Annotated in this window: 1 protein-coding gene; it reads right to left on the reverse strand. The window is 63.8% G+C overall.

Annotated features, from left to right (window positions below; all coding sequences use genetic code 11):
* Positions 1-4: 4 nt before the first annotated feature.
* Complete coding sequence (locus EV586_RS03105) at positions 5-17,881, reverse strand: non-ribosomal peptide synthetase (RefSeq protein ID WP_132943601.1); 17,877 nt, start codon at positions 17,879-17,881, stop codon at positions 5-7.
* Between the last annotated feature and the right edge of the window lie 81 nt (positions 17,882-17,962).

Here is a 17,962-nt window from a genome sequence, read left to right on the forward strand (position 1 = left end):
CCTCCTACGATCTGGAACGCGTACGCGTTTTGCGGTTGCTGGATTTGGTGATCGACACCGTTTCTTGAGCCGACTGGCGCGCTTTTTCCACCACGGCGGCAAACTGTTCGACCGTCCGTGCGGCAAACAGGTCGCGCAAGGCCAACTCGACCTGCAGCGTCTCGCGGACGCGGGACACAAGCTGGGTGGCGAGCAACGAATGTCCGCCGAGATCAAAGAAGTTGTCGGTGATCCCAACTTGCTCCACGCCGAGCTGCTGCGCCCAGATGTCGCAAAGCACCTGTTCCAGCTCGCTGCGCGGCGCCACATACGGCGTCTCGGCGCTGCGCGCCTGCTCCGGTGCGGGCAGCGCCTTTTTGTCGATTTTGCCGTTTGGTGTCAGTGGCAGCGCGTCGAGCATCACCCAGGCGGACGGCACCATGTAGTCGGGCAGTTTTTGCTGGACGATCTGGCGGCAGTCCGCTGCGGTCAGCGCTGCAGTTGCCACCACATAGGCCACAATGCGCGCGTCGCCGTGGTCGGTGCGGACGGTGACCGCCGCCGACTGCACGTGCGAATCGGCGCAGAGCACCGCTTCGATCTCGCCGAGCTCGATGCGGAAGCCGCGCACTTTCACCTGATGGTCGATCCGGCTGATGTAGTCGAGCGTGCCGTCCGGCGAGCGGCGCACGAGATCGCCGGTGCGGTACAGGCGCTGCCCTTTCTGTTGCGCATACGGGTCGGCGACAAAGCGCTCCGCCGTCAACTCCGGCTGGTGCAGGTAACCCCGGGCCAATCCGGCCCCGCCGAGGAACAGCTCGCCGGCCGCGCCGACGGGCAACGGCTGCAGCTCCGGGCTCAGCACATAGGCGTACGTGCCGGGCAGCGGCGCGCCGATCGGCGGGTTGCCCGCCAATTCGCGGCTCATCAAGGCGACGGTGGAATATACGGTGTCTTCGGTCGGGCCGTACAGGTTGTACACCTTCTCCACGGTCGGGATGGCATACAGCTCGTGGACGATTGTTCCTTTCAACGGTTCCCCGCACAGGTTGACCACTTTGACCCCGGGCGGGACCTCGCCGATGCGCAAGAGCTCTTGGATCGCCGACGGCACGGTATTGATCAAGGTCACTTCGCCTTTCGCCGGCAAGAGCGGCAGATGCAGCGCGTGATCGGCGAGCAGGATCGTGCCGCCAAGCGACAGCGGAACGAACATCTCATAGACAGATAAGTCGAAGCAGACAGACGTCGAGAACAGCACCCCGGCATATTCCTCCGGGCTGTACGTCTCATCCGCCCAGTTGACCAGCGCCACGGCGCTCTTGTGCTCGATCGCCACGCCTTTGGGCAGCCCGGTCGAGCCGGACGTGTAGATCACATACGCCAGGTTGTCCGGCTCGGCGAGGAGCGGCAGGTTGAACTCGCTCTGGGCGGCGAGCTCCGCCTGCGCCGTTTCCCAGATCAGGGTCTCGCGCTCCGTGCCGAACAGACCGGTCAGCGCTGCCTGCGTGATCAGCAGTGCGGCGCCCGCATGTTGCAAAATGTACTGCACACGCTCGGCCGGATAGTTCGGATCGAGCGGCACATACGCGCCTCCCGCTTTCAGAATGCCGAGGATGGCGACCAGCATGTCGACCGAGCGCTCCATGCAGAGTCCGACCAGCGTTTCCGCCCCTACACCCCGCGCTCGCAGCGCATGTGCCATACGGTTGGCCTGCGCATTCAGCTCGGCAAACGTCACGCGGCGCTCACCGTCGACGATCGCCGTCCGGTCAGGCGTGTGCCGGACTTGTCGTTCAAACAGCTCCGGCAAGGTGTACGGCAAGTTCTTCCAGGCAGCGGTCGTGCGATTGCCGTTCCAGACAGCGAGCTCCTGATGAAGCTCGTCTGCGCTAAGGAAGGATAAAGTGGCGACCGCTTGCTGCGGCTTCTCGGCGATGTTTTCCAACAGTCTGATAAAATGGCCGGCGAAGCGCTCCACCGTCGAGTCATCGAACAGGTCGGTGTTGTACTCGAGGGACGCTTGCAGCTCATCGCCCTGCTCTTCCAGCGCCAAGGTCAGGTCAAATTTGGCCGTGTCGCTGTCGACCTCCAACACCTTGACTGCCAAGTCTTGCAGTTGCGGGGCAGGCATCGGCGCGTTTTGCAGAATGAACATCACCTGGAACAGCGGCGAGTAGCTCATGTCGCGCACCGGCTGCAGTTCATCGACCAGCAGTTCGAACGGCACTTCCTGATGAGCGAACGCGCCGAACGTCGCCTCTTTGACACGTTGAAGCACGTCGCGGAAGGACGGGTTGCCCGACAGGTCGCTGCGGATGACCAGCGTGTTCATGAACAGGCCGAACAACGCTTCGACATCGGCTGTGCTGCGTCCGGCGATCGGCGTGCCGATCAGCAGATCGGTCTGTCCGCTGTAGCGGTAGAGCAGCGTCTTGAACGCGGAGAGGAGCGTCATGAACAGCGTGGCTCCTTCGCGGCGGCTCAAGTCATGCAGCCGCTGCGTCAGGTCTGCTCCCAGCGCAAAGCGGTGCACGCGGCCTGCGTACGTCTGAACGGCCGGCCGCGGACGGTCGGTCGGCAGCTGCAGGACGGGCAGTTCGCCACCAAGTTGCTCTTTCCAATAGCTCAGCTGACGGGTCAGGACATCGCCTGCAAACCGCTGCTGCTGCCACTGTGCATAGTCGGCATATTGAATGCGCAGCTCTGTCAAAGGCGAAGGCAACCCTCGGCTGAACGCTTCGTACAAGGCGCTCCACTCGCGCACGAACAGGCCGAGCGACCAGCCGTCCGCGACGATGTGATGGAACAGGAAGAGGAACAGGTGCTCCTCTGCTTCCAGCTTGATCAGCATCGCGCGCATCGGCGGGCCGGAAGCAAGATCGAACGGCCGGCGCACTTCTTCGGCTGCGGCAGCCAGCGCCAGTTTTTCACGATCGGCTTGCGGTTCGTGCGTCAAATCCAGATGTTGCAGCGCCAGATCGACGCTGTGTTGCGCGACTTGCACCAGCTCTCCCGCCGCCTCCCGGAAGGCGGCGCGGAGCACGTCGTGGCGACGGGCGATCTCGAGCAGGCTTTGCTCCACCGCCCCGGCGTTCAGCGTTCCGGTCAGCCGCACCACGCCCGGCACGTTGTAGAGCGGGCTGCCCGGCAGCAGCTGATCTAACAGCCACATGCGGCGCTGAGCGGTGGACATCGGCGCCTGCGTGCCCGATCTGTCGGGCAGCTCTTGCCGCGCATACGGCAGGATCGTCATCGCTTCTGCCTCATGTCCTGCGTGCTGTGCCTGCTCGACGCGGACAGCCAGCTGGCTGACGGTCGGGTGCTCAAACAGATCGCGCAGCGGGATCTCGACGCAAAGCTCCTGCGCGATGCGCGAGGCGATCTGCGTCGCTTTCAGCGAGTGGCCGCCGATCTCAAAGAAGTTGTCGAGCAGGCCGACGCGCTCCGCGCCGAGCACGTCCGACCAGATCGCAGACAGCTTCTGTTCCGTATCGGTCTGCGGCGCGAGATACGGCGTCCCGTCATGACGGGCACCGTCCGGTGCGGGAAGCGCTTTGCGATCCACTTTGCCATTGGCGGTGAGCGGCATCGCTTCGAGGCGGACGAAGGCGGACGGGATCATGTAGCCGGGCAGCGTACGGCCCGTCCAGTCGCGCAGTTCGGCTGTCGTCAACTCCCCGGCTTTTGTGACGAGGTAGGCGACGATGCGTTTTTCTTCCGCAGCATCTTCCCGCACCATGACGACCGTCTCGCGCACGGCCGGATGCTGCAACAGCGCCGCTTCGATCTCGCCGAGCTCGATGCGGAACCCGCGCACTTTCACCTGATGGTCGAGGCGGCCCAGATAGTCGAGACGCCCGTCCGGCAGCGCGCGCACAAGGTCGCCCGTGCGATACATCCGTGCGTGTGGCTGCTTGGAGAACGGATCTTCCACAAATTTCTCCGCCGTCAAATCCGGCCGCCCCAGATAGCCGCGCGCCACCCCGGCCCCGCCGAGGAACAGTTCGCCCGGCACGCCGAACGGCACCGGCTGCTGTGCGGCGTCGAGCACGTAGGCTTGCGTGCCGGTGATCGGCACCCCGATCAGCGGTTTTGTCTGCAGCCCGCGCTCCATCCGCTCATAGGTGGAGTAGGTGGTGTCTTCAGACGGTCCGTAGAGGTTGTACACTTTTTCCAGCGTGGCGACCTCGTACAGCGCAGACACAAGGCCCAGCTTCAGCGGTTCACCCGCCAGGTTGACCACTTTGACCGAAGGCGGGATCGCCTCCAAGCGCAGCAGCTCCGCGATGGCGGACGGCACCGTGTTGATCAGTGTCACCTGATCTTTGGCGGCCATGGCCGGCAGCTGCAGAGCATTTTGCGCGAGGATCACCCGGCCGCCGCAGCAGAGCGGCGCAAACAGTTCGAAGATCGACAGGTCAAAGCAGACCGAAGTCGAGAACAGCACCCCTTGCAGCTCCTCCGGCGGGAACACTTCGTGCGCCCACTGGATCAAGGACGAAGCCTGGCGATGTTCGATCGCGACCCCTTTCGGTTGGCCCGTCGAGCCGGATGTATAGATGATGTAAGCCAAATGCTGCGGCCCCACCGCAGCTTTCGGATTAGCAGTGTCTTTCGCTGCAAAAAGCGCGCCGTCGCGGTCGAGGCAGATCGCCTTCGCGTCATGCGGGGGCAGTTCAGGCAGCAGCTGCGACTCGGTCAACAGCAGCGGCGCCCCGCCGTCGGCTAACAGGAACGCGATGCGGTCGGCCGGATACGCCGGGTCGATCGGCACATAGGCCGCCCCCGATTTCAGCACCGCCAAAATGGCGATGACCAGCTCCGGCGACCTTGCCATGCAGATCGCGATCAGCCCGTCCGGTCCGGCCCCCTGCTCCTGCAGATACTGCGCAAGGCGGTTGGCGCGCTCGTTGAGCTCGGCATAGCTCAGCGCACCCGTTTCGGACTGAATCGCCACGGCATCAGGCGTACGCGCTGCCTGCGCCTCGAACAGCTGATGCAGACAGCTCGGCGCGAACTCATGCGCCTGTGCTTCGTTGTGGTACAGGTGCGCCGCTTCCGCCTCCGTGAGCAGCGGCAGATGGCTGATCTTTTGCTCCCGATCTTGGATCACGCTTTGCAGCAGCGTGTGGAAATGGCCGGCCATCCGCTCGATCGTCGCCTCGTCAAACAGGTCGGTGTTGTACTCGAAGATGCCGGACACGCCTCCCTCCGTCTCTTCCAGCAGCAGCGAGAGATCGAATTTGGCCGTCTGGATGTCGAGACTCACACGCTCCAGCGTCAGGCCGGGCAGTTCCAGCGCCAGCGGCGCGTTCTGCAAGGCAAACATCACTTGGAACAGCGGCGTGTGGCTCAGGTTGCGCTCCGGCTGCAGTTCGCCGACCAACTGTTCAAACGGCACGTCCTGATGTGCATACGCTTCCAGCGCGGTCTGCTTGACCTGTGCCAACAGATCGGAAAACGCCGGTTCTTCCGACAAGTCGCTGCGCAAGACCAAGGTGTTGACGAAGAAGCCGATCAAGGGCTCGATCTCCGCCCGGTGGCGGCCGGCGATCGGCGAGCCGACCAAGAGATCATCTTGTCCTGTGTAGCGGTACATCAGGACGTTGAACGCGGTCAGCAGCACCATGTACAGCGTAGCGCCGTCCGCTTGGCCGAGCGCCCGCAGCTCTTCGGTCAGCTCCTTGGACAGGGCAAATGGCAGATGGGCACCTTTTGTCGTCTGCAGCACCGGGCGGGGACGGTCGCTCGGCAGTTGCAGGACGGGCAGCGAACCGCTGAGCTTGCGTTTCCAGTAGTTCAGCTGACGATCCAAGTTCTCGCCTTGCAGCCAGTCGCGCTGCCACGCTGCGTAGTCGGCGTACTGCACCTCCAGCTCCGGCAGTTCGCCGCCGCCATAGAGCATCGACAGCTCTTCGAGCAGCACGCCGAGCGACCAGCCGTCGGAGATGATGTGGTGCATGACCATGACCAGCAGATGATCGCCCTCGCCGAGCCGGAATAGGGCGAGCCGCACCAGCGCGTCGCTGGTGAGATCGAACGGCCGCTGCGCGGCTTCCCGCGCCAGGCGCAGCGCCGTCGCTTCGCGCTCGTTGGCCGGCAGAGCGGTCAGGTCGGTCAGCTGAATTTCGGTTGCCTGCTCCGCCCTCACCTGCTGCACCGCTTGCCCGTTCACCGTCGCAAAAGAGGTGCGCAGCGACTCATGGCGATTGACAATCGTCGCAAAACTGCGCTCCAGCGCTTCCCGATCCAGCGTTCCGTGCATCCGCACCGCACCCGGAATGTGATAGGCGGTCGTTTCACGGAGCAGCTGGTGCAAGAGCCACATCCGCTCCTGCGCAAACGACAGCGGCAGATGCCCGTCGCGCGCGACCCGTACGATAGGGGCAGCATCGGCTGCGCCTGCTTCTGTCCCGGTCACGAAGGCGGCCAGTTCCGCCACCGTCGGCAGTTCGAACAGCTTGCGCAGCGGCATTTCGATGCCAAACGCCGCCTGAATCCGGGTCACCGCCTGCGTCGCCAGCAAGGAATGCCCGCCGGCCGCAAAAAAGTCGTCATGAATGCCGACCGGCTGGGTGTGGAGCACCTCTTCAAACAGCGCGCACAACATCGCTTCGGCTGCCGTGCGCGGCGGCGCATACTCGCGCTGCTCTTCGGCCGCGGCAGGCGCCGGCAGCGACGTGCGGTCGATCTTGCCGTTGGCGGTGAGCGCCATCGCTTCAACCGCCACAATGTGCTGCGGCATCATGTACGACGGCAACACCGCTTTTAAATCGCGGCGCAATTCGCCCGTTCTGTCCTCCGGCTGCTTCAAAATGACATAGGCGACGATGCGCTTGTCGCCCGGCTGATCTTCGCGCACCAGCACGGCAGATTCGCTGACTGTGGGGTGTTTGGCGACCGCCGCTTCGATCTCGCCGAGCTCGATGCGGAAACCGCGCACTTTGACCTGATTGTCGGTGCGGCCGAGGAACTCGATCGTGCCGTCCGCCAGGCGGCGCACCATGTCGCCCGTTTTGTACAAGCGGCCGTGTTCGGTGTTGAGGAACCGCTCTGCGGTCAGCTCCGGGCGCTGCCAATAGCCGAGCGCCACCCCAGCCCCGCTGAGGTGCAGTTCGCCCCGCACCCCGATCGGCACTTCCTGCCCCGCCTCATCTAAAACATACGCGGTGGTATTGGCGATGGCGCGTCCAATCGGCAAGGACGGCAGCAGCAAATCTTCCTGTCGCACCTCGTGGCAGACGGCGAACGTCGTGCACTCCGTCGGCCCGTAGCCGTTGATCAAACGGCAGTCGAGCTGCTCCACAACTTTCTGCACATGCGGCACCGACAGCACATCGCCGCCCGCCAGCAACTGGCGCACGCCGCGCAGCCCTTCGAGGTGGTGTTCCGCCATCTGGTGGAACAGCCCGGCTGTCAACCACAGCGTGCTCACGCCGTACCGCTGTATCACGCGTCCCAGCTCTTGCAGGGACGCTTGCCCCGGCGGGTAGATCACCATCTGCGCCCCGTTTAGCAGCGCGCCCCAGATCTCGAACGTCGCCGCGTCAAACGCGACCGGCGCGAACTGAAGGAACACGTCCCGCGCGGAGAACTCCACATAATCGGTGTCTTTCACCAGTCGCACCACGCCGCGATGCGGCACCATGACCCCTTTGGGCTGCCCGGTTGAGCCGGACGTGTACATCATGTAGGCCAGACTGTCTCCATCCCCGGCAATGCCGAGATTCTCCGCGCTTTCCTCCGCAAAAGGCTCTTCGATGCACAAAATCTGTGCGTGCTGCTCCGGCAGCCGATCCAGCATCCGCTCCGAGGTCACAAGCACGGCGACGTTCGCATCTTCCAGTTGATAACGCAGCCTTTCCGCCGGGTAATCGGCATCAAACGGCACATACGCCGCGCCCGCCTTCAGGATGGCGAGCATGCCGATGACCAGTTCGAACGAACGCTCCAAGCTCAGACCGACCAGTTGCCCCGGTGCGACGCCGCGCTTTTGCAGACGGCGCGCCAGGCGGTTTGCCTGCTCATTCAGTTCGCGATAAGTGAGGCTGTCTTCCCCGAAGATGAGCGCCGCCGCATCGGGTGTCGCAGCCGTCTGTCGCTCGAACCATTGGTGAACGCCGAACTTCAGCGCCTCCGGACGCTCCGTGTCATTCCACTGCGCCAGTTGCCCGCGCTCCGCCGCCGTCAGCATCGGCAGTTCGGCAATCGGGCGATCCGGATGCAGCACCGCCGCTTGCAGCAGCGTCTGGAAGTGCTGTGCCAAGCGGGCGATCGTCGCTTGCTCAAACAGATCGGTGTTGTATTCCAAGAAGCCGGTCAGCCCTTGCTCCGTCTCTTCCAGCAGCAGGGAGAGATCGAACTTGGCCGTTTGGTTGTCGAGCGTCAGACGCTCCAGACGCAGTCCCGGCAGTTCCAGCGCCAGCGGCGCATTTTGCAGTGCAAACATCACTTGGAACAGCGGAGGATGGCTCGTGCTCCGCTCCGGCTGGAGCACGCTGACCAGCTTTTCGAACGGCACGTCCTGATGGGCATACGCTTCTAAGGCGGTCTGCTTGACCTGCTTCAACAGGCTGCGGAAGGAAGTTTCGCCCGGAAGTTCGCTGCGCAGGACGATCGTGTTGACGAAGAAGCCGATCAAGTTCTCAATCTCCACGCGGTTGCGTCCGGCGATCGGCGAACCGACGAGGATGTCGTCTTGTCCTGTGTAGCGGTGCAGCAGCACGTTGAAGGCGGTCAGCAGGATCATGTACAGCGTCTCGCCGCCTGCCTGCCCCAGTCCTTTCAGCGCTTCGGTCAGCTCTTTGGACAAGGCAAACGGCAGATGTGCGCCATGTGTCGTCTGCACAGCCGGACGCGGGCGGTCGGTCGGCAGCTGCAGCACAGGCAGGGAACCGCCGAGCTTGTGTTTCCAATAGTCGAGCTGCGACGCCAGCGCGTCCGCTTCCAGCCAGCTGCGATGCCACTGCGCATAGTCGGCATATTGCACCGTAAGCTCCGGCAGTTCGCCACCGCCGTACAGGACGGACAGCTCCTGCAGCAGGACGCCGAGCGACCAGCCATCGGAGATGATATGGTGCAGAGTCATCACCAGCAGATGATCCTCCGCGCCAAGCCGGAGCAGGGACAGCCGCACCAGCTCGTCTTTGGTCAGGTCAAAAGGTTCCCGGGCGTCTTCCCGAGCCAGGCGCAGCGCTGTCTCTTCGCGCTCCACTGTCGGAAGTTCGGTGAGATCGGACAGCGGAATGGTCACGGCCTGCGCGCTGCGAATGCGTTGCACCGCTTGGTCGTTCACCACGTCGAACGTGGTGCGCAGCGCTTCGTGGCGCTGGACAATCGCGGCCATACTCCGCTCCAGCGCTGCCCGGTCCAACGGCCCGCGCATCCGCACTGCGCCTGCGATGTGATAGGCGGAGGAATCGCTGTGAAACTGATGGAGCAGCCACATCCGCTCCTGCGCATACGACATCGGCAGGTCGCCGCCGCGCGCCGTTCGCCGGATCGGAGCGGCGTGGGCCCCCCTTGCTCCGTCCACAAAAGCGGCCAGTTCCGCCACGGTCGGCGCTTCGAACAGTTGGCGCAGCGGCAGTTCGATGCCGAACGCCGCTTCGATGCGGGTCACAGCCTGCGTCGCGAGGAGCGAATGCCCGCCCAGCGCGAAGAAGTCGTCGTGAATGCCGACCGGTTGCGCTTGCAGCACCGTTTCGAACAAAGCGCAGAGCTGCGCTTCCACCGCCGTACGCGGTGCTGTAAACTCCCGGTCGCTTGCGGTCCACTCAGGTGCCGGGAGCGATTTTCGGTCCACCTTGCCGTTGGCGGTGAGCGCAAAAGCATCCATGGCGATGAGCTGCTGGGGCACCATGTACGACGGCAGCGACGCTTGCAAGTGACGGCGCAGCGCGTCCGTCCCTTCCGCCGCTTCGTGCAGCGTGACGTAGGCGACGATGCGCTTGTCGCCCGGCACGTCTTCGCGCACCAGCACGACCGCTTCGCGCACGTTCGGGTGTTTGGCCGCCGCCGCTTCGATCTCGCCGAGTTCGATGCGGAAACCGCGCACTTTGACCTGATTGTCGGTGCGGCCGAGAAACTCGATCGTGCCGTCCGCCAGGCGGCGTACCATGTCGCCCGTCTTGTACAGGCGGCCGTGTTCGGTGTTGATGAACCGCTCTGCGGTCAGCTCCGGCTGGTTCCAATAGCCGAGCGCCACCCCGGCCCCTCCGAGGTGCAGTTCGCCCGGGACCCCGACCGGCACCGGCTGTCCGGCTCCGCTTAAGATCACCACGGTCGTGTTGGCGATGGCGCGTCCAATCGGCAAGGACGGCAGCAGCAAATCTTCCCGTTGCACCTCGTGGCAGACGGCGAACGTCGTGCACTCCGTCGGTCCGTAGCCGTTGATCAAACGGCAGTCGAGTTGCTCCACGACTTTCTGCACATGCGGCACCGACAGCACATCGCCGCCCGCCAGCAGCTGGCGCACGCCGCGCAGCCCTTCGAGGTGGTGTTCCGCCATCTGGTGGAACAGCCCGGCTGTCAGCCACAGCGTGCTCACGCCGTGCCGCTGTATCACGCGTCCCAGCTCTTGCAGGGACGCTTGGCCCGGCGGGAAGATCACCAGCTGTGCCCCGTTTAGCAGCGCGCCCCAGATCTCGAACGTCGCCGCGTCAAACGCGACCGGCGCGAACTGCAGAAACACGTCCCGCGCGGAGAACTCCACATAATCGGTGTCTTTTACCAGCCGCACCACGCCGCGATGCGGCACCATGACCCCTTTGGGCTGCCCGGTCGAGCCGGACGTGTACATCACATAGGCCAGGCTGTCCAGATCGGTGGTCAGACCGAGGTTGTCCCCGCTCTCTTCCGCATACGTCCCGTCGACGCACAGAATCTGTGCCCCGTGTTCCGGCAGTTTCGCAAGCAGGCGTTCCTGGGTCAGCAATAGCGACACGTTCGCATCTCCCAGCTGGTAGCGCAGACGTTCGGCCGGGTAATCGGCATCAAATGGCACATACGCCGCGCCGGCTTTTAAGATCGCCAGCATCCCGACGACCAGCTCCAGCGAGCGCTCGATGCAGAATCCGACCATCTGCCCTTGCAACACGCCGTGCTGTTGCAGACGGCGGGCGAGGCGGTTCGCCCGCTCGTTCAGTTCACTGTACGTGAGGCTGTCCTTCCCGAACACGAGCGCCACTGCATCGGGCGTCGCGTCCGCCTGCACTTCGAACCATTCGTGGACGCCAAGCTGCAGAACCTCCGGACGTGCGGTGTCGTTCCATAGCGCCATTTGCGCCTGCTCCGCAGCGCTGAGCATCGGCAGCTCGGCAATCGGACAGTCCGGATGTTGCACCGCCGCTTGCAGCAAGGTCTGGAAGTGTCCGGCCAGCCGCCCGATCGTCGCCCGGTCAAACAGGTCGGTGCGGTATTCGATCGCCCCGGCCAATTGGCCGTCCTGCTCTTCCATCATCAACGTCAGGTCAAATTTGGCCGTACCGCTGTGCATCTCGACTTGCGCGTGCGAGACGCCGGGCAGCTTCAGCTCGGCGAGCGGTGACGGCTGCCAGGTGAACATCGCCTGGAACAGCGGCGAATGGCTCCTGCTCCGCTCTGGCTGCAACTCCCCGACCAGCTTTTCAAACGGCACATCTTGGGCGGACAACGCTTCCAGCGCCGTCGTTTTCACGCTCTCCAGCAGTTGGCGGAACGTCATGCTGCCGTCGACCGCATCGCGCAGCACCAGCGTGTTGACGAAAAAGCCGATCAGCGGCTCGATCTCCACGTGGCGGCGTCCGGCGACCGGAGTGCCGACGAGCAGGTCTTCCAAGCCTGTGTAGCGGTACAGCAAGGTCTTGTACGCCGTCAACAGCAGCGTGAACAAAGTTGTGCCCTCCACCGCCAGCTCACGCACCTGTTCGCTCAGCGACGCAGGCAGGGCAAAGGACAGCACCGCCCCTTGGGAGGACTGCACAGCGGGACGCGGACGGTCGGTCGGCAGTTGGAGGACGGGCAGCTCCCCGCTCAACTTTTGCTTCCAGTAACTGAGCTGCTGCTCCAACACCTCCTCCCGCATGTCCGCCTGCTGCCAGACGGCATAGTCTGCGTATTGCACAGCCAGCGGCTGCAGCGGCGACGCTTCTTGCTTCATAAATGCGGCATACAGCGCCGACAGTTCGCGCAGCAAAACGCCCATCGACCAGCCGTCCGCCGCGATGTGGTGCATCGTGAGCATCAGCACATGATCGTCAGCAGCCAGCCGGAGCAGTTTCGCACGCAACAGCGGCCCTTTTTCCAGATCGAACGGCAGCTGTGCCTCGGCGAGGGCGATGTGCGGCACCTCTTCCTCCATGCTGTCCGTCACGGTGAGCGTGAACCCGGTTCCGTCTGTGATCTGCTGCACAGCGCTTCCTTCCGTCACGGTGAAAATCGTCCGCAGCGCCTCGTGACGAGTCACGATCTCCTGCAAACTCCGCTCCAGCGCAGACACGTCCAGCTCTCCGCTCAAACGCACCGCGCCGGGAATGTTGTAAAGGGCGCTCGCCCCTTCCAGACGGTCGATGAACCACAAACGCTCCTGCGCAAACGACAGCGGCAACGCAGCATCCCGAGACACCGGCACCAGCGGCGTCGCCCCGCTGCCGGCGAGGTGCTGCACCTCCGCGGCCAGTTCGGCTACCGTCGGGGATGCGAACAAGGTGCGCAGCGGCAAGTCGATCGCAAAGCGGCGGTTCAGGCGCGAGACGGCCTGCGCCGCCAGCAGCGAATGTCCGCCAAGGGCAAAAAAATTGTCGGACAGGCCGACCTGCTCCACGCCGAGCACCTCTTGCCAGACCAAAGCGATTCCCGCTTCCGTCTCCGTGCGCGGTGCCACATATGCCCCTTCGCCTGCGCCTGTCCAGACCGGTGCGGGCAGCGCGTTGCGATCCACTTTGCCGTTGGCGGTTAGCGGCAGCCGGTCCAGCGCGACAAACGCGGACGGCACCATGTACTCCGGCAGGCGGGCCTTCAAAAAGGTGCGCAGGTCCGCCTCACCCGCCCCGACCACATACGCGGCCAGACGCTGATCGCGCAGGACGACGGCCGCTTCCTGAACTTCTTCATGCCCGCGCAGCATCGCTTCGATCTCGGCAAGCTCGATGCGAAAGCCGCGCAGTTTCACCTGATCATCGAGGCGGCCGAGGAACTCCAGGCTCCCGTCCTCCCGCCAGCGCACGCTGTCCCCGGTGCGATACAAGCGTCCCGCTCCATACGGATGGAGGATGAATTTCTGCTCAGTCTGCTCCGGCTTCTTGAGATACCCGAGCGCAAGTCCTGCCCCGCCAATGTACAGTTCACCGGGCACCCCAACCGGCACGAGCTGCTGCGCCGCGTCGAGCACATACACCTCTGCGCCCGCGATCGGCTTGCCGATCGGCACGGTGCTTTGCGCATCCTCCGGTGCACAAATGTGGAACGTGGTGTCGATCGCCGCTTCCGTCGGACCGTACAGGTTCACGAGTTGCCCACGCAAGCGCGCATGGAACGTCTGCACGTGCTCGGCGGTCAGCGTTTCCCCGCCGCAGAACAGGCGCCGCAGTGACACGCACGCCTCCACATTCGGCTCTTCCAGCATCAGCTTCAGCATCGACGGCACGACTTGCAGCGTCGTCACGCCGTGCGTCTGCACCGCCTGCACCAAATACGCCGGGTCGGCCTGACCGCCCGGACGCGCCAGCACCAGCTGCGCCCCTGCGAACAGCGGTGCATAAAACTCCCACACCGACGCGTCAAAACTAAACGCGGTCTTCTGCAGCACCACATCGTCTGCGGTCAGCGGGAATTGCTGCTGCATCCAGCGCATATGGTTGACGATCGCCCGATGCGGGATCACGACCCCTTTCGGCTGGCCGGTCGAACCGGACGTGTAGATGACGTATGCCGGGTCGTCTTCTGTCGCGTTCGGGATGCTGCAAGGCTCCTCACACGCTTCCACAAACTTGTCGAGGCAGATCGTAGCTCCCTTTTCAACTGGCAGTTTGTCGAGCAGATGCTCCTGCGTCAGCAGCAGTTTGGCATCCGCATCTGCGAGCATGTACGCGATCCGCTCAGCCGGATAGCCCGGATCGACCGGCACATACGCACCGCCCGCTTTCATCACACCGAGCAGGCCGACCACCATCTCGACCGAACGCTCGGCGCACAGCGCGACGAGCACGCCCGGCCCGACTCCTCGCGTCACAAGGGCGTTGGCCAGAGCATTGGCCCGTGCGTTCAGTTCCGCATAGGTGACGTGACCCGCTTCCGAGACGACGGCGATTCGCTCAGGCGTCCGCTCCGCCTGATGCTCAAACAGCTGATGCAGACAGCCGCCGCGCTCAAACGGCGCCGGCTGCCCGCGCCACGCCAGCACCGCTTCACGCTGTTCGAGGGTCAGCAGCGGCAGCGCGGCGATTTTCGCCTGCGCATCTTGCACGATGCCGCCGAGGACTGTCACAAAATGCTCACACAGCCGTTCGATGCGCACCGTGTCGAACAGGTCGGCGTTATATTCGAACACCCCGGCCAGTTCGCCGTCACGCTCGGCCATCGTCAGCGCGACATCGAGCTGCACCCCGCTTTGCGTGAACGGCAGCGACTGCACCCGCAGCCCGTGTGTCTCGTACACCGCCCCGGCCTCGCCGAGCGCAAAGGCGCCGAGCCCGCCGCCCCCGGCCAGATGCGATTTTTGCAACGTGAACATCGTCTGGAACAACGGCGGAAAGCTCGGATCGCGATCCGGCTGCAGCCGCTCAGCCAGCAGCGCGAACGGGTAGTCCTGATGCAAGAGCGCAGCGACCACAGTCGCTTTGACCTCCTGCAAAAACGCGGCAAACGACGTCTCCCCGCCGAGTCGCGCCCGCAGCGGCACCGGATTGACGAAATAGCCTGCCGTTTCGGAAAATTTGGCCGAGCTGCGCCCGACGGTCGGCGTTCCGACCACGATGTCGTCCTGTCCGGTCACGCGATGCAGGAGCACCTGATACGCTGCCAGCAGCGCCGCATACAGCGTCACGCCCTGCTCCTGCGCCAAGCGCTTCAGTCCTGCACTCAGTTCTGCCGGCAGCGCAAAGCGCACGCTTGCGCCGCGATCGGTCAGCACCGCCGGGCGGGGACGGTCGGCCGGCAGCTGCAAGAGCGGCACGTCTGCGCACGTCTGCTCCCAATACGCCTGCAGCGCCTCGCCTTTCGGGCTCTGCAGGAGCGCCTGCTGCCACTGCACATACTCGGCATAGCCCGCTTTAACCGGAGGAAGTTTCAGCCCGGCATACAACTGACCGAGCTCTTGCAGGAACACGCCAAACGTCCAGAAGTCCACGGCGATATGATGCACATGGAACAGCAGGACTGGCCCCGCTTCCCGCAAAAACAGATGCACACGCAGCAACGGCCCTTTTTCCAGATCAATAGGGGTGCGGGCTGCTGCCGCCAGACGCGCCTGCAACTGCTCCTCCGTCCACCCGCAGGCATCTTCGACCGCCCAAAACTCCCCGGCCGTCTCCTTCACGTTCAGCTTCGGTTCGCCGTCCACATCGACAAAGACGGAGCGCAGGGCATCATGTCTGTGGGTCAACTGCTCAAACGCGCGCTGCAAGCGCGGCACCTCGAGGTCTGCCGGCAGTTGCACCGCCCGCGCCACATGATAGGCGGTGCTTTCCGGAGCCAGCTTCTGCAGGAACCACAGCGAGCGCTGCCCGTAGGACAGCTCGTCTGAGCGCATAGCGGAAAGTCCTGTTGCATGTCCAGTGGCGGACTCTTTCGGCAGGCCATGCGTCAGATCGCTTGACTGCCCTTCCGATTGCCCTTCCAATAGCCCTTCCGCCTTAGCCTCCTGCGCAAGCAGGCCCTCCAGCTGTCCGCTCAGCTCGGCAGCCAGCTCGTTTACGGTCACGCCTTCCAGCAGCAGTGCAAACGGCACATCCAGTCCGAACTGCTCCTCGACAGCATTTTTCACCTCGACCGCCATTAGCGAATCGAGCCCCCATTGCGTCAGCGGCTGCCCGGCCGTCAAGCGCGATGGGTCCAGCTGCAGCACCTGCGCCAGTTTTTGCAACAGCTCCTGCTCCAAACTCGCTCGCCGATCCGCCAGATCGAGCTTCAGCAGCAGCTCGCGGGTCACGTCTGCCGGCGCTTCGCTCGTCAGATCTTGTGCCGCCTGCACGCGGTCTGCCCTTGCATCGGCCACAGCGTCGAGCGTTCCATCCAGAAAGCGCTCCTTGCATTTGTGGCGCTGAATCTTGCCGGACGACGTTTTCGGAATGCTCGCCGGTTTGAGCAGCACGACCGCGTAGACTTGCAGCTCGTGCTGACTGGACACCCGTTCGCGTATGGAGGCGATGACAGCGTTGAGATCCGCTTTGCGATGCGAACGCTCGATCTCCTGCACGATCACCAGCCGCTCTTCCCCGTCCGCTTCGACAGCAAAAGCCGCGCCGTTGCTGTTGTGCACGGCGGGATGGCTTTCCTGTACAGTAAACTCGATGTCCTGCGGGTAGTAGTTGCGCCCGCGGATGATGATCAGGTCTTTGCGGCGGCCGGTGATGTACAGTTCGCCTTCCTGCAGAAAACCGAGATCGCCCGTCCGCAAATACGGCCCTTTTCCTGCAGCGGCCAGCTCCGCGCCAAACGTTTCCCGCGTCTGCTCCGCGCGCTCCCAATACCCTTTTGCCACCGAGGGCCCGTTCACCCAGATCTCGCCGACCTGCCCGTATGCACATGGCGTCAGACGCTCCGGGTCGACGACCAGCACCTCCTGATCGCCAAGCGCCGGCCGCCCGGATGAGACCAAGAGCTGCGCGTCCGCTTCGTCAGAAGCCGTCTCCGCAAAATTGTCTTTGAGCGCAGACGCCGAAAATGCGTGTGCGATCGGCGCTTCCTGCTTCCGGCCGCCCGTGACGAACAGCGTGCCTTCCGCCAGTCCGTAGCACGGGTAAAACGCTTCTTTACGGAATCCGCACGGAGCGAAAAACGCCGCAAAACGATCCAGCGTCTCTTTGCGAATCGGCTCCGCGCCGGTAAACGCGTTTTCCCAGGACGAAAGGTCCAGCGTATCGCGCTGCTCCGGCGTGATTTTCTGCACGCAGAGCTCATACGCAAAATTCGGTCCGCCGCTGACCGTTGCCCCGGTGCGGGAGATCGCCTCCAGCCAGCGTAAAGGTTTCGTGATAAACGACACCGGCGCCATCAAGGTCATGGGATACCCGGTAAACAGCGGCTGCAAAATCCCGCCGATCAGCCCCATGTCGTGATACGGAGGCAGCCAGACCACCCCGCTGCTTTGGCGGGTCGTGCCAAACGACCGCTCGATCAACGCCAGGTTGTGCAGCAGGTTACCATGGGTCAGCATGACCCCTTTCGGAAGTGCTGTCGATCCGGATGTATATTGCAAAAAGGCCAACGTGTCGGCCGTCACCTGCGGTTCGCGCCAGGCATCGGCCCCCGCGTCAGACAGCTCATCGGTGACGATCCAGTCCAGCCGCGCCAACTCCGGCTCTGCGGCCGCTCGGCGCGCCACGCTGGCGGCGATCGTTCCGGTCGCCAAAGCAAACGCCGCCCGCGAATCGGCGACGACCGCCTGCAGGCGGCTCAAGTTCCCGTTCTGCCGCGGCGGATAGGCAGGCACCGCAAATACGCCTGCATAGAGACACCCGAAAAAGGCGATCAGGTACTCCATCCCCGGCTGGAACAAGAGCAGGGCACGCTCCCCTTGCGCGTTGCGGCTCTGCAACAGTGCGGCCAGCGCCCGCGCCTTGCGATCGAGCTCGCCATAGGTCAGCAGCTCTTCCTCCCCGCTGTCGGCCAAGAATCTATAAGCGGTCGCCTGCGGCTCCCGCTGCGCCCGAAAGCGCAGCAGTTCCAGCAAGGTGGCAGCCGCAAGTTGTAACTCCTCCATCTGTATTCCCTCCAATCAGATTTTGGTAAATTTTCAATAAGTTCAACACTGGACATTTCTTTACTAAACCCACACTTACCT

The sequence above is a fragment of the Tumebacillus sp. BK434 genome, assembly GCF_004340785.1.
Classification (GTDB): domain Bacteria; phylum Bacillota; class Bacilli; order Tumebacillales; family Tumebacillaceae; genus Tumebacillus_A.

Bases quoted from the DNA above. Each gene is read 5' to 3' on its own strand.
- EV586_RS03105 (WP_132943601.1), bottom strand. From the start codon at position 17,881: ATGGAGGAGTTACAACTTGCGGCTGCCACCTTGCTGGAACTGCTGCGC.